We start from the raw sequence: 14,750 nt of genomic DNA, 5'->3' as shown, positions 1-14,750 counted from the left end.
TACGGGAAGAGATCACCGATCCGCGCCGCATCTCTCAGAACCTTCCGGTGGCCGAGAAGAAGAAGCGGCGGCCGTCGACATTGAAGTCGTCACCGACCGTTCGGGTTACCGTCTTGTCGGCGACATTCAGCACACCGCCGCGCACGGTGAAGTTCTCGTTGACGTCGTAGCTGGCGACGACATCGCCGGTCACGAAGGCATCCATCTTGGAGGCCCATTCGAGATTCCCGCTCGCCGGCACCCATGTGTACTGCTTGCCGACATAGTTGACGTTGACGGACAGGTTGAGCTTTTCGGTGGCTTGCCAGTCGACCCCGAAATTCGCGGAGTGCTTGGGCTGATAGGCCAGCGGCCGCTCGACACCGCTCAGGTTCTTTGCGTCGAGAAATGTATAGTTGGCCTTGAAGGTCCAGCCGTCGAACGGCTGTACGGAGACTGACGCCTCGATGCCCTGGGTTCTGGCGCGATCGACATTCTCGTAGGTGAACATCGGCAGCCCATCAGGCGTGAAGCCGACGAAATTGGGATATTTCGTCGCCTCAGTGACATCGCCGGTACGGTTCGGCGGGAACGGGATCATGTTCTTCAGGTCGTTGCGGAAGGCGGTAACGCCACCCGACCAGATCGCCCCTTCGTAAAGCAGCCCGAGTTCAACGCTCTGGCTCGTCTCCGGCTTGAGGTCCGTGCTGCCGAGCAGGTAGCAGCTGCCGCCGCAGGATATCTGCCTCCAGTTCGGGCTGTTCTCGAGCAGGGTCGGAGACTTGAAGGCGGAAGACCAGCCGCCTTTCAGGGTCAGCTCCTTCGTCAGATGATAAACGCCATAGACGCGCGGGCTGTTATGAGCACCGAAATTCTCGTGATAATCGAGGCGGTTACCAAGCGTCACCAGGAAATCATCCGAAAACTTTATCTCGTCTTCGATGAACAGCGCGCTCTGCCACACCGACGACGATGTGCCGCCTTCGCCGGTCAGGACATAGGGATCGTCGATGCTCTGATACCGGTGCGAGCCGCCGATCGTCAGCTTCTGGTCGAACATCATGTCGACGGGCAGCACGACCTTGCCGTCGATGCCGGCATTGTAGGCAGTATTCGGCTGATCCACACCCAGCGTGTTGCCATGGCCACGATAGTTGTGAACCCGGTCACCCCAGAGCTTCAGTTCGGTGGTGCCGAAATCATAGTCGCCGCGATGCGTCAGCGAGAGAGCGTGGCGATCGAGCGGATAGTTGTCATGCGCCTTGCGGGAATAGCCGTAGTTGAAGTCGAACTCGTTCTGAGAGTCCGGTGTCCAGGTGCCTGTCGCGTCGATGAACTTGCTGTCGCTTTCGGTGAAGCCGGCAAGTGCGGCGTTGGGATTCAGCGACGGGTCATCGGCGTTGCGATGGTCCCAGCTGCCATAGAGCTTGAGCCCGAACTTGTCCTTCACCAGCGGACCGGACAGATAGAAACCGGTGCGCCAGGAGTCGCCGGCCTTCCTGTTCTGCTGCAGCGTGTAGTCGGTGGTGACTGAGCCATGCCAGGCGTCGGTGACCTTCTTGGTAATGATGTTGATGACACCGCCGATGGCGTCGGAGCCGTACAGCGAAGACATCGGCCCGCGCACGATTTCGATGCGTTCGATCGCATCCAGAGGCACCCAGCCTGAATCATAATCATTGCCGCGGAACATGTTCGGCGCGGAGTTCACGCGCTTGCCGTCGATCAGGAACAGCGTGTAGCGCTCTCCGAGACCTCGGATCTGGATAGTGTTCGCGTTTCCGGCACGCCCCACCGTTACGCCTTCGACCTTGGAAAGAATGTCGCGCACGTCCTGTGCCGGCATCTTTGCAATCTCCTCGGCGGTAACGACGGTGATGCTGGCTGGAGCATCCCTCTTGTCGATAGCCGATCCCGAAGCCGTGACCACGACCTGGTTCAGGACGATTGCCTCTTCCTCCTCCGCGAACGCCATCGAACTGGTCGACAGGAGAAGTGCGAGAGAGAGCTTCAATCCGCGCCGCGCCGTCACGTAGCGTACGGCAGTGTTTCTGTTGGTTATCCCCGATGAATGGTACATTTCAGCCCCCTGCTGATCAAAAGCTGGCTGGCAGGGCGCACCCATACTGGCTTGCTGGCTATAGATATGTTTTTCCACTAAATCCCCACGACCCGGCTATTGAACTTGAATATTTGAGTCAAGTTTTTTGTAGCCAAATACATGCCGCGACAGTTCGAAATTGGCGAGCCGTGTCTTTTCGCCAACGGCTTCCTTTGGCTGATGCCGTCGCATCGACAGGGCTGTCGAAAATCCGGCTATCGAAGGCAGGCGGAGAAGCGACCAGTCGCCCGCCTCCGCCTGGGTTGCGAAGAGCATCGCCCTGCTGCGGCCGGCCTGCATATCCGGGCTCACGTCGATGTCCTGAAGCTCGATGTCGAGACCCAGGCCCATCGCTTTGACCAGAGCTTCCTTGCGCGTCCAGAGATCGTAGAAAACGTTGCCGCGCCGCGCCGCCGGCACGCGCTCAAGCACAGCCCGTTCGTTCTGCGAAAAAGCGATCGAAGCAACCTCGTAAGGCGGCTCGGGCAGGATTTTCTCGATATCCACGCCGACCGGTCCAGCGGACGAGACCGCGATCAGGATCCTGTTTGCGCTGTGAGAGATATTGAACTCAAGATCGCAGCGAGGATGACATAGCGAGGGCTTGCCCCATTCGCTGACATCGAAGGTGAGGCTTTTCGCATTCACGCCAAGTCGAGCCGCAAGAACGCGCCTCAATGAAGCATGCGCGGCGACGAAAACTGCGCGTAGCGCTGCGGTCTTGAAGCTTGCAGCCCTTTTGCTTTCGACCTCGTCCAGCAGCGTGATATCGACATCCGGCGTGTAGTCATGCGGCACTTCCACCTGCCAAACGAGGATCTCTCCGGCAGGAAGCCCGAACGTCTCGTGCAAGCGGACCGGAAGAACTGCCTCAACCACGAAGTGTTGCTCCGCCGTCGACATAAACGTCGGCCATGGTGATGTGAGCGGCACGGTCCGACAGGAGAAACACGACGGCATCGGCCACGTCTTCCGGCGTCGCGAGCTTGCCGAGCGGGATGCCTGCCTTGAAGGTCTCGGGCGAACCGGCAATGACATTCGCCGCGCCATCGGCATCCGCCCACATGCCGGTCTGCATGGGTGTAAGCGTGGAGCCCGGGGCAACGATGTTGCAGCGGATGCCATGAGGCGCCAATTCGAGCCCGAGACAACGGGTGAACATTGTCGCGGCCGCCTTCGAGGCGGCATAGGCCGCCATGCCGTGCCGGGGAACCCCGGCGGCATTCGAACTGACCGTGACGATGCTGCCTTTGCGACGCGGCGTCATATGCCTTGCGAGCGCGCGGCCGAGATAGAAGACGCCTTGCGCATTCACGGCAAAAACACGCTGCCACGCGGTATCGGTGGTGTCCGCCACCAGCCCGGTCGCCAGAACGCCGGCAACGCTGACGCCGATCTCGATCGGCCCCCACTCGGTTTCGATCTTTTCGACAAGCGCCTCGACCGCCGGACCATCAGTCACGTCGAGCCGTTCGCGGCGAACGCCGTCAAGCGCGGGCACACCTGAAACGTCCAGATCCGTCGCGACTACCCTCGCACCTTCCGCATACAGCGACTCGACCAGGGCAATTCCGATGCCGCCCGCCGCACCGGTCAGAAGCACGATCTTGCCGGCAAGGCCCGAGGGGCGCGTTGCGCGCGCAGTCCCGTTTGAGAGGGAGACGCCACTCACAGCGCTGCCTCCAACTGTGCGGTGGTGAAAGGAACGCCGCATGTCGCCGCGACATAAGCAATCGCCATATCGTGTTTCTCACGGGAGAAATCGGCAACGGCATCGGCCACGAAGAACGGCTCGATATCGCGCATGAAGGCCTCGCCGGCAGTCATCAGGCAGCCGATATGCGCGTAGATTCCACAGATGATAAGCTGATCCCTGCCGCGAACGCGCATCAGCGTTTCAAGGTTGCTGCGCTGAAAGGCGCTGTAGCGGTGCTTCACCAGAACGAAATCGCCGGTCGCCGGTTCAAGCTCCGGCAGTATCGGCTGATGCTCCGCCTCCCCGCTCATTCCCGAACCCCAGAGATCGGCCTGCAGGCCGCGATCGCGCCGGTCCTGATTGCCCGTCTGCGCTGTATAGAACACTGGTATGCCGGCAGCCCGGCAATGGGCGATCAGCCGGGCAATGTTTGCGATAACCGGAGCAATCGGCGATTCCCCCAGCTGAAAGGGACGCACGAAATAGCGCTGCATGTCATGCACCAGCAAAGCGGCACGCTCGCGCTCCGGTCTCCAGGGTGCACGCGCAACCGGCAATTCTTCGGCCGTCGGCAAGGCATAGGCCGGTATCTGGGGCAGGCCCTTGGCAGTCACTGAACATTCTCCTCGTTTTGCGTCAGGAATTCGCCGCGCAGGCGCGCCCTAAGTTCCTTACGGCTGACCTTGCCGGCAGCCGTGGTCTCGAAACGATCGACGAAAACGATCTGGTCCGGCACCTTGAAAGCCGCGATGCCGCGCTTTCTCATCCATGCCTTCAGGGTGGAAGATTTCAGCCCTTCTTCCTGTGCGATGACGAAGGCACAGCTTCGCTCGCCCAGCGTCGGATCGGGTATCGAGACGATGGCAGCATCGAACACGCCGGAATGCGCCAGAAGATGATCCTCGATCTCCTCGGCGGAGATTTTCTCGCCGGCCCGGTTGATATGATCGCCCGCGCGGCCCAGAACTTCGAGATAGCCGCCAGCCAGCCGGCGCACCACGTCTCCCGTGCGGTAATAGCCGTCCGGCGTGAAAGAGCGCTGATTGGCGGCCTCGTCGTTGTGATAGGCGCGGATCGTGTAAGGTCCACGAGTCAGCAGGTAACCCGGCTTTCCCTCCTCGACTTCCCTGCCCTGATCGTCCACCACCAGCACCTCATCATCCGGGCTGATGGGGCGGCCTTGGGTGTGGATGACGATGTCGTCGGGATCATTGAGGCGGGTGTAGTTCACCAGCCCCTCGGCCATGCCGAAGACCTGCTGCAACTGGCAGCCGAGCGTCGCTCTCACCCGCTTTGCCGCTTCCGGAATAAACTTGGCGCCGCCCACCAGCAGAATCTTCAGGCTGGAAAGGTCGCGCGTATTTGTGGGCGCAGCCTGCATCCACAGCAGCGCCAGCGGCGGCACCAGACCGGTGATGGTGACGCGCTCGCGCTCTATCAGCGGGAAGGTGAAATCGGGATTGGGGGCCAGACTCAGAACCACCCGCGCACCCGCATAGAGCGCACCCATATGGCCGGGCGAGCTCATCGGGAAATTATGTGCGGCAGGCAGCGCTACGAGAAACACGCTGTCCTGCGTCACGCTGCAAATCTCGTTGCTGGCGCGGAAACTGTAGATGTAGTCGTCGTGGGTGCGCGGGATGAGTTTTGGCAACCCGGTGCTGCCGCCGGAAATCTGCATGAAGGCAACGGCGGCAGGATCAGGATCGGCAGGCAGGTTCGCCGTGTCGGCCACACAGGCATCGAGTGCCATGAATTCCTGCGCATCGCCGACGATCACCACGTGCCGTACTTCAGGCACCGCGTCCCGCAGGTCGCGGGCAAGCACGCGATAGTCGAAACCGTCATAGTCCTCACCGGCAATATAGGCTGCTGCTTCGGATCGTTGTGCGAGATGCACGATCTCGGTCAGCCGGTGTGCCGGAAGGCTGTAGACCGGGACGAGACCCGCCCGAAACAACCCGAAAACGACAGAGAAGAACTCCGCGATGTTGCCCAGCTGGACGACAACCCTTTGCCCCGGCACCAGACCAAGGGCAAGAAAGCCGGCCGCATGCGCCTCGGCCCGGCGGTGCAGTTCGGCGTAGCTCCAGCGCCGTGCCCCATCGACTACGGCGATAGCGTCGGGCCGCTCGGCAGCACGATCGCGAAGGAACCCCGGAAAGGTCTCGCCGCGCCAGTAGCCGGCCTCGCGGTAAAGGCGCGCAAACTCGTCCGGCCAGCGCTGTTCGACTGACTTCATATCCGTACCCCTTGCGTATCGATGCCAAGGGCCGCAAGCAGCGCGCCAAATTTGGCGCCCGTTTCTTCGACTTCGGCCCATGGATCGGAGCCCGGCACGATGCCGGCGCCCGCATAAAGCCGTGCCTCGCAGCCGCTTATCTCGGCGCAGCGGATGGTGACATACCAGGCGCCGTCGCCGCGCCCGTCGCACCATCCCACCGTGCCGGCATAGAAATCCCGGTCATGGGGCTCGAGCTGGCCGATCAATTGCGCAGCGCGGTCCCGTGGCAGGCCGCAGACGGCAGGTGTCGGATGAAGTGCGGCGGCGAGAACGATCGCAGGAACGGTCTCGTCCCTGAGTTCGCCCTCGATACGAGTGCCCAAATGCCACATGCTCCTCGTGCTGGTCAGGGACATCCCTTCCGGCCGCGAGAGGTGCCGGCAAAAAGGTGCCAGCGTGTCGAGTATGAACTCGACGACGATCTGGTGCTCGCGCCTGTCCTTGTCGGAACGGGCAAGGGCGGCAGCAGCGGCAGCATCGACCGCAATATCGCTCTGGCGACGCGCAGAACCTGCCAGCGGATGCGACGAAATACGCCCGCCCGCCTTGGACAGCAGCAACTCGGGTGTCGCGCCTACCAGCGCACGAGAGCGGCCCGCTTTGTGCGGCAACGGGACCATAAAGGCGGTGATTGCCGGATCGATCGAAAGCCGCGCGAGCAGCATGCCGATGTCGATAGGATGTTCCGCAACCGCCACCAGGCTGCGGGCAAGAACGATCTTTGCCAGCGCATCCGCCTGTCCTTCTTCCGCCGTCATGATAGCGAGCGCGCGCTGCACCGCGGCAACATAACCCGCCGGTTCCGGCTCGGGTCGCAGACGCCAGCGGCCTGCGTGGCGAGCGGCCGAAGGCACCGGCGCTGGCGTCTTCGTTACCTGCGAAGCCTGCCACAGATAGTCGTCGGCATCGCGATCGAACGGGAGAGCGCCGGCGATCAACCCGTCGGCACCAACCTTGCTGAAGAATGAGCCGACGCGCTCTGCGAGACTCGCCGCCGGGCCACGCTGGAGCGCGGCCTCCATACCGAAACCGCGAATTGTCCCGCGACGCGACTGGAAGGCGAACAGCAGATCTTCTTGCAGGGCCGAAGCCGCTACCACTTTGCGCGCAAGAGCGTTCATCGCCCGCCTCCGCTGAGCGTCGAAAGGAACGGGCGGTTATGGAGCTTGATAATGTTTTTCATCATCTTTTGCCTGTCATTGAAATTCTGCGGCACGCGTATCGACCTTGGGCATCGTTCACTCCGCAGCCTCCTGCGGCAGCATCGGAGCAACCGTTCCACCGTGAGGGTCTGCCTCCAGGATCAAGGTGTTGAGCAACGGCCCGAGGATCTCGAGCGACGCCGGAGAGATGATGTCTTCGTGCGAGCAATGCGCCAGACGATGGATCGAAAGCGAAGAGACGCGGCTATTCCAGCACGTCTCCGGGTCGATACCCGGCGGGACCGACTTGCCGGCGACGAAGAGGGTTATCCGCCCGTCATAGTCGGGGGTCGTCGCCTTCGAGAGCAGGGTGACGCTGTCGCCGTAGTTCTCGAAAATGTGGCCGAACATTTCCTCCTTTTCCCTGCGGAAATCATCGTCCATCACATCGGCCATGGCATCGTTGATGAACTGCTCCTGCTCGCGTTCGGCACCGAGATTGGCTTGCGCACCGTCGGGATCGCTCCAGTCGTGTTCCTCGGACGGGTAGGTATCGAGCAGTCCCAGGAACCGGACCGTCTCGCCCAGACGCCGGAGCCTGACCGCAAGCCCGTAGGCAATCGTGCCACCGAGCGAATAGCCGAGAAGATAGTAGGGTCCGGCGGGCTGTACCTCGCGCAGGATGGCAATCTGCCTGTCGCAGACTTCGTCGATCGTCTCGCTCATGGCAATTGGTCCCTGCGGCCGCGGCGACTGCAGGCCGATGATCGGCATGTCCTTTTTCAGGTAGCGCGACAGAACGCTGTACTGCCAGGACACGCCCGACGCCGGATAGATACAGATCAGTGGCGGTCCCTCGCCCGGCCTGAGACGGATCACGAGTTCAAAACCGTCCTTGGCCATGCCGCCGACCAGTTCGCCGGCAACGAAGTGTTCCGCGAGTTTCGCAACCGTCGGCATCACCATGATCTGGCCGACGGAAAGCTGCCGCTTCAGGTCGCGGCGGATGCGTGCGGCCAGCCGCATCGCCAGAAGCGAGTGGCCGCCGATGGCAAAGAAATCCTCGTCCGCCCCGACCGTCTCGCGGCCGAGCAGATCGGCAAAGATTTCGGCGATCCGGCTCTCCAGTCCTTCAGCCGCCGCCCGCCCCGCGGCGGACTCAGCCGCCGCCGGCAGCGGCAGCGCCTTGCGATCCAGCTTGCCGTTGGGCGACAGCGGCAGCGCGTCCATAGCGATGAAGGTGGCCGGCACCATATGGCCCGGCAGTACCGCCTTCAGCGTGTCCGCGAAGGTGTCGAGCGCTGGCGATCCGTTCGGGACAGCTACGACATAGGCCACCAATTGACGTTCATCCGCACCGGCAAGACCGGGCTGCCCGACCTGGACGGCATTTACCACCGCCTGTTGCACGCCCGGCAACCGCTCGATCTGTGCCTCGATCTCGCCGAGTTCGACACGCTGGCCGCGGATCTTGATCTGATGATCGGTGCGGCCGAGATATTCCACCTGTCCATCCGGCAGCCAGCGCGCCAGATCGCCGGTGCGGTACATGCGCTCCCCCTCGGCGAACGGATCGGCGACGAAGCGCGAAGCAGTCAGCTCGGCACGGCCAAGATAACCAAGCGCAAGCTGCACCCCGCAGAGATAGAGTTCTCCCGCGACCCCGACGGGTACTGGGCGGAGCAGATGGTCGAGGATGCGCAGTTGCGTATTCCACACCGGCAGGCCGATCGGCACGCCGCCACTTCCGGCGACAAGATCGCCCGAAGCAGGAGCGTAGGTGACATCGACAGCGGCTTCCGTGGGGCCATAGAGGTTGTGAAGTTCTGCACTGAACAGACCGGTGAATTCCCGTGCCAGACCCTTGGCCAATGCTTCGCCGCTGCAGAAGACCCGCTTCATTGAAGAACAGGGCTGCGCGCCCGGTGCGGCAGTCTCCTTCGTCGTGGCAAGAAAGACGGCAAGCATGGAGGGCACGAAATGTAGCGTCGTCACGCCCTGAGTTTCGATAAGGTCGAGCAGCGCGGCGGGATCGCGATGCGCCTCGGGCGGCGCCATCACCAGACTTGCGCCCACCATATAGGACCAGAAGAATTCCCAGACCGAGACGTCGAAGCCGCAGGGCGTCTTCTGCAACACCACGTCGCTGCGATCGAGCGGATATTGGTGCTGCATCCAGAGGATGCGGTTAACGATCGCCGCATGTGATACGACCACGCCCTTCGGCCTGCCGGTCGTACCGGACGTGTAAAGCACATAGGCCGGATGCTGTGGCGTCAGCGCCTGATCCGCCGACAGGTCGCGAACCTCGATTAAAGAATCGGCAAGTTGCTCGAACAGGAGCAGCGGCACCGTTTCCTCGACGAGCGACCGCGAACTGCCGTCGGCGATAACAAGGCGCGGCTTCGCATCGTCGAGCATGAAGGCGAGCCGATCGGGCGGATAGCTCAGGTCGAGCGGAAGGAAGGCTGCGCCCGCCTCGATCACCGCCAGAATGGCAAGGCTCAGCCGAGCGGAACGCGGCAGGGCAACGGCGACGACGTCACCAGTTTTCACCCCCTCTCCACGCAGGCGCTCCGCCAGATGCAGAACCTGCTGGCGCACCTGCCGGAAAGTCAATTCGCCGTCCGCGTCGACAAGCGCAATGTCGTCGGGCGTGCGGCCCGCCTGGGCGATAAGCAGGTCACGCAATGTCAGCGACGGCAGCGGATGAGCGGTCGTGTTGACGCTCTCGATCAATTCCCGATCGCGCGGTGCCCAGACCGGAAGCGCGGCGACCGGACAGCCCGGCCGGCGGGCCAGCACTTCGAGCACGCCGGCGATCCGCTCCGCCAGCGCGCGTGGATCGGTAACGGCGCCGCGATTTTCAATGAGAAGCGTCAGTTCGCGGCCGGGCAGCACCAGCAGCGCCAGCGGATAATGGCTATAACCGCGATTGTGGACATTGCGGACACGAAGCCCGGCAAGGTCCCGTTCCAGATAGTCGTTGTCAGGGTAATTCTCGACCACGAGCAGCGTGTCGAACAGTGTCTTGCCGCCGGCCAGGGCCTGGATTTCACCAAGGCCAAGATCGTCCCGCTCCATCAGCAAAGCGTGCTGCGTCTGCATGCCCTGCATCTGATCCCAGAGCGAGACCTCCGGGCGCAAGGCGACCCGCACCGGAATGGTCGTCAGGAACAGGCCCACCTGCTCGCCGACGCCGTCGATCGGTGCCGAGCGGCCGGCAATCGGCGTGCCGAAAATCACCTCGTCGCGGCCGGCCATCGAGCCGAGAACCAGACCCCAGACGGCCTGCATCAGCACATTGAGCGTGACGCCGCGCTGACGTGCCTGCGACAGCAATGCCTCCGACAGTTCCGCCGACAATGACAGTTCGTGTTCCTCGACCGTGCCAGTCGTGGTCACATGATCGAAAAGGCAGGTCCGGGCAGCACCGTCGAGTGCTGCCGCCCAGATCTCCCGGCTCGGCGCTGCATCGCGCGCCGCCAGTCTGCGCACTACGTCGGCGTAGCTGACGGTCTGAGGCGGCAGCTCGCGGGCATCGAGCGTGTAGGCATCGAGAAGGTCGCGAAGAAGGAGCGGTGTCGACCAGCCGTCGATCATCAGGTGATGAACCACGATCAGCAGGACATGCCGTTCCTCGCCAAGCCGCACCAGCGCGGCGCTCAACAGCCGCCGGAAGGCAGGACCGACATGGTCACGTTCGACCGCCAAAGCCTGAATTCGCTCGAGTGCCACCATTTGCTCATCAGCAGCCAGCGCGGAGAGGTCGTGTTCGGCCCAGGGCCAGAGATGTTCTGTTCCCTCTGGCAGTTTCGGAACCAGCAGCAGCGGCTCGTCGCGGCCCTCCATGTCGAAGACACCGCCGAGTTGCGGATGACGGCGCAGGACGGCATCGAAGGCGCGGCGAAGCCTTGAAATGTCGAGTGGACCATCAAGATCGAGCCGGGTGAAGGCGTTGTATGTCCCGGCCTGGTCGCCGAGCTGTGCGTGGAACAGCATGCCCTTTTGAGTGGGCAGCACCGGCACTACCGCATCGATCGGGCCGTAACGTGCCCGCAGCGCCATGGCTTCCGCAGGCGTGAGCGAAAGCGTTGCAACGGGCTCTGCAGCAGTGGCCTGGGTCGCCAGTGGCCTCATCGCGAGGGCAATATGGCGCGCATCGCGCTCGGCGAAGATATCGCGCGGCCGCAGAAGGAAGCCTTCTGCGCGCAAGGCACTGCAAAGCATGATGGCCGTGATGCTGTCACCGCCAAGCGAGAAGAAATCGCTGTCTACGCCCACTGCGGGTAGCTTCAGAGCCTGTGCCATGGCTTTGCAGACGAGAAGCTCGCCAGCCGTCGATGGCGCCGCCTCTACCGATACCATCGGAGCCGGGAGCCGCGCGCGATCCACCTTCCCGTTCACTGTCAGCGGAAACGCATCCAGCACGACAATCGCCGCCGGGATCATATAGTCGGGCAGTTTGTCTTTCAGGCTGCGGCGCAAGGCGAGAGAGAGCGACGGCCTGTCTTCGCTAGCCGCCCGATCCATCGTGCAGTATGCGATCAGGCGATGGCTGCCGTTCATCGCCTCCGCGATCACCAGCGCTGCCTGCACGCCGGACAGCGCCAGCAATGCCGCTTCGACCTCCGATGTCTCGACCCGGTAGCCGCGCACCTTCACCTGATGATCGCTGCGGCCGATGAATTCGACCTGCCCGGCTTCATTCCAGCGGACACGATCGCCGGTCCGGTACATGACCTCACTGGCTCGGAAAGGATTGGCGACGAAGCGCTGTGCTGTCAGGTCTGGCCGCCCGAGATAACCACGGGCAAGGCCGCTGCCCGAAATATAGAGCTCACCAACGAAGCCGACCGGCACCGGCTGCAGGAAGCCGTCGAGGACATAGACCTGCGTGTTGCCGATCGGTCGGCCGATCACCGGGTGATCTGCCGTGCTGATCGGCGCGTGCAGCGTGTCGACGGTGTATTCGGTTGGCCCGTAGAGATTGTGCGCCTGCAGGTCGATGTGTTGTCGCAAGGCGGTCCAGAGCGCAGGCGATGCTGCTTCACCGCCAATCAGCAGCACGGTCGGACGATAACGGCCGGACGCCAGAAGCCCGCAATTCATCATCTGCGCGCAGAAGGAAGGCGGCAGATCCATGGCGTCGATGCCGAGCAAATCGATGACCTCGACCAGCCCTTCGGCATCACGGCGCAACTCATCGTCGATAATGTGCAGTTCCTGCCCGAGCAGCATCCAGAAGATCTGCAGCCAGGACGAATCGAAGGCGAAGGAATGGGTATGTGCCGCACGCAGCGCCCTCCCCGATTGCCTCGCAGCGAAGGCTTCAAGACCCGGATTGTAGATCGTGGGCCGATGCGACAGAAGCAGGTTGAGCAAGGCACCGTGGCTGTTCATGACGCCCTTGGGCCGTCCGGTGGAACCCGAGGTGAAGATGACATAGGCGATCGAGTTGGCGCCGAGCGGCATCTTTCTCTCGGCTGCAGCAACCGGGGTTTCCGAGCAGGCAGCACAAGCGGCGATCACCGACGGATCGTCGAGACAGATCAGGTCCAGGTTCGCCGGCAGATGCGTGGCCTCGCTCTGCGTGGTCAGGGCAACGGCTGGGCGCGCGTCCTCGCACATCATGGCTAGACGTTCAGTCGGATAATCGAGATCGAGCGGCATATGCGTCGCGCCACTTGCAAGCACGGCAAGCATGGCCATCACCGCCTCTTCCGAGCGCGGCAGCGCGACGGCGACGACATCGCCGGGGCCAATGCCTCTGCCGATGAGAAGGCGCGCCAGACGGAAGACGCGCGTCGACAGCTCCGCAAATGTCAGGGCGGTTTCGCCGAAGACCAGAGCAGTCGCATCGGGCGTCTTCGCTACCTGCGTGATGAAGACATCGAGAATGGTGGTGAGTTCCGCCGGCTGCGCGATGGCAGCGCCAGTGGCGCTCGCGGCAATCAACCGGGCCTCGCTGTCTTCCGTCACCGGCAGGCGTGCGATCGAAGTTTCATTGTCCTCGCAGAACGCCTCAATCAGGCCCGCCAAGCGCGTTGCATGGCGGTGCAGATCCCCCTCGTCGTAAAGCGACGCATCGGCGCGCAGTTCGAGCGTGATGACCCCTTCATGAATGAGAATGCCGAACTCGATATCGTCGACGGGACCGGTCGCGAGGTGGTGGGTAACACCGCGGAGGTCGCCGAATTTCAGGTCGTAGTCGAACATGCGATAGTTGACGACCGGGCCGTATAGCGCCCTTCCGCTGCCGACGAGGCCGAGATCGCGCTGGATTTGCTCGGCGTCGTATCGCTGATGCCTGCGCACCTCGCGCAACGCCGCCTTAACGCGTTCGGCAATTGCGATGAGCGGGAGCGCACCGTCGACATCGACGCGCACCGGCAGCACGTTGACGACCGGCGCCACGGAATTGATGGCAGCTGACCCCATGCGGCGCATGAAGGGAATGCCGACCACCTGACGCGCCTCGCCCGAGGCACGGAAGAGATAGGCAGCCACTGACGCCATCAGGATGTCGAATACGGCAACCTTGTGCTGCGCCGCGGAAGCTTCCAACGTCGCGAGGCTTTTGGACGGCAGCCGATGCGAATGAGCGACGACACCGGAGGTGTTTTCCAGACTGGGCAGATCACGGCGAATCGACAGATTGCAGGCTGCGGGAATATCCCCGCAGTACCCTGCCCAGAAATCGCGGTCCGCCGAAAAGGCAGCGGATTGAGCGTAGGCGCGGTATTCCTCGACGACCTCCGAAACCTTTCCAAAAGGCGATGGGTCGACCGGTTCACCACGCAGGCTCAAGCTATAAATCTCGGCGATCCGCCGCGTCAGCGCGGTGAAGCTGAAGCCATCGAGCATCACATGATGGTAGCGCTGGTACCAGAACCAGTGCGGCGCCCCATCCGTTTTGCCGAGATTGATCAGCACCTGTCGGCAAAGCAGCCGCTCGCCGCTGGCCGGCAGATCCTCCGCGATATCGCCTTCCATGAAAGCACGCGCGGCGCTTTCTGCGTCGGCTGCGCGGCTTAGATCGAGGATTTCCGGATCGGCCACGGAAACCGGGTCCGGCATGCCCTGCCAGGCTCCGGCCTCGTCCTCGAAATAGCGTGCTGTGACCGTATCGGCCTCGGACAGGCCGATACGGATCGCTCTTTGCAGCACTTCGACATCGATTCCGCCTCGGAACTCGATGCCATGCGCAATGACATAGCGGTTCTTGCGCGCAGCGACCTGGTCTGCCAGCCAGATGCCGAGCTGAGTGCTTACGAGCGGAAGTTTATGCATGACAAGTCCCTTGGTTCCGCACCGGGCAGAGCGGGTGCGTGCACCTCACGCCGCAACGGGGCTGAGGTCGGTCCACACGCTTGCGATATGAGCGAGACAGGCCTCGCGGTCCTGTGGACCGAACACCACGCTCCAGCCTGCCGGCACACCGGCGAAGGCAGGCCACAGGCTGTACTGTCCGGCCCCGTTGAGCAGCGCCAGAAAGCGATGCCGCTCATCGTCGAAAGGGTTCACATTGAGATCATCGGTCACGGT

Annotated in this window: 8 protein-coding genes; all 8 read right to left on the bottom strand. The window is 62.7% G+C overall.

What is annotated here, in order from left to right; genetic code table 11:
• Positions 1–34 precede the first annotated feature (34 nt).
• The 8 genes from G6N74_RS18820 to G6N74_RS18785 all read right to left on the bottom strand — a co-directional run bounded on the left by G6N74_RS18820 (position 35) and on the right by G6N74_RS18785 (position 14,747).
• Positions 35–2,059, bottom strand: coding sequence for a TonB-dependent receptor domain-containing protein (locus tag G6N74_RS18820; RefSeq protein ID WP_165119495.1), 2,025 nt, complete (start codon positions 2,057–2,059; stop codon positions 35–37).
• 96 nt (positions 2,060–2,155) lie between these two features.
• Entirely contained in the window at positions 2,156–2,959 is an 804-nt protein-coding gene (locus tag G6N74_RS18815; protein ID WP_165119494.1) for a 4'-phosphopantetheinyl transferase family protein, read from the bottom strand.
• Entirely contained in the window at positions 2,952–3,752 is an 801-nt protein-coding gene (locus G6N74_RS18810; protein ID WP_312857895.1) for a 2,3-dihydro-2,3-dihydroxybenzoate dehydrogenase, read from the bottom strand. The genes G6N74_RS18815 and G6N74_RS18810 overlap by 8 nt, the downstream gene beginning before the upstream one ends.
• Positions 3,749–4,390, bottom strand: a complete 642-nt coding sequence (locus tag G6N74_RS18805; RefSeq protein ID WP_165119492.1) for an isochorismatase family protein — start codon at positions 4,388–4,390, stop codon at positions 3,749–3,751. The genes G6N74_RS18810 and G6N74_RS18805 overlap by 4 nt, the downstream gene beginning before the upstream one ends.
• On the bottom strand, positions 4,387–6,018 hold the full coding sequence (locus G6N74_RS18800; protein ID WP_165119491.1) for a (2,3-dihydroxybenzoyl)adenylate synthase: 1,632 nt from the start codon (positions 6,016–6,018) through the stop codon (positions 4,387–4,389). The genes G6N74_RS18805 and G6N74_RS18800 overlap by 4 nt, the downstream gene beginning before the upstream one ends.
• The gene (locus tag G6N74_RS18795) at positions 6,015–7,181 is read right to left on the bottom strand and encodes an isochorismate synthase (protein WP_165119490.1); all 1,167 of its coding nucleotides are present in this window, start codon (positions 7,179–7,181) and stop codon (positions 6,015–6,017) included. The genes G6N74_RS18800 and G6N74_RS18795 overlap by 4 nt, the downstream gene beginning before the upstream one ends.
• A gap of 117 nt (positions 7,182–7,298) precedes the next feature.
• The gene (locus tag G6N74_RS18790) at positions 7,299–14,495 is read right to left on the bottom strand and encodes a non-ribosomal peptide synthetase (protein ID WP_165119489.1); all 7,197 of its coding nucleotides are present in this window, start codon (positions 14,493–14,495) and stop codon (positions 7,299–7,301) included.
• A gap of 45 nt (positions 14,496–14,540) precedes the next feature.
• Positions 14,541–14,747, bottom strand: a complete 207-nt coding sequence (locus G6N74_RS18785) for an MbtH family protein (RefSeq protein ID WP_165119488.1) — start codon at positions 14,745–14,747, stop codon at positions 14,541–14,543.
• Between the last annotated feature and the right edge of the window lie 3 nt (positions 14,748–14,750).

Origin of the sequence: Mesorhizobium zhangyense (assembly GCF_011045115.1) — a bacterium.
Taxonomy (GTDB): domain Bacteria; phylum Pseudomonadota; class Alphaproteobacteria; order Rhizobiales; family Rhizobiaceae; genus Mesorhizobium_M; species Mesorhizobium_M zhangyense.
Note: the sequence above shows the minus strand (reverse complement) of the source record. Positions and strands in the feature narration are given on the sequence as shown.

Excerpts from the sequence above, each read along its gene's own strand:
- G6N74_RS18820 (WP_165119495.1), bottom strand. The coding sequence starts at position 2,059 with ATGTACCATTCATCGGGGATAACCAACAGAAACACTGCCGTACGCTAC.
- G6N74_RS18800 (WP_165119491.1), bottom strand. The coding sequence starts at position 6,018 with ATGAAGTCAGTCGAACAGCGCTGGCCGGACGAGTTTGCGCGCCTTTAC.
- G6N74_RS18795 (WP_165119490.1), bottom strand. The coding sequence starts at position 7,181 with ATGAACGCTCTTGCGCGCAAAGTGGTAGCGGCTTCGGCCCTGCAAGAA.
- G6N74_RS18790 (WP_165119489.1), bottom strand. The coding sequence starts at position 14,495 with ATGCATAAACTTCCGCTCGTAAGCACTCAGCTCGGCATCTGGCTGGCA.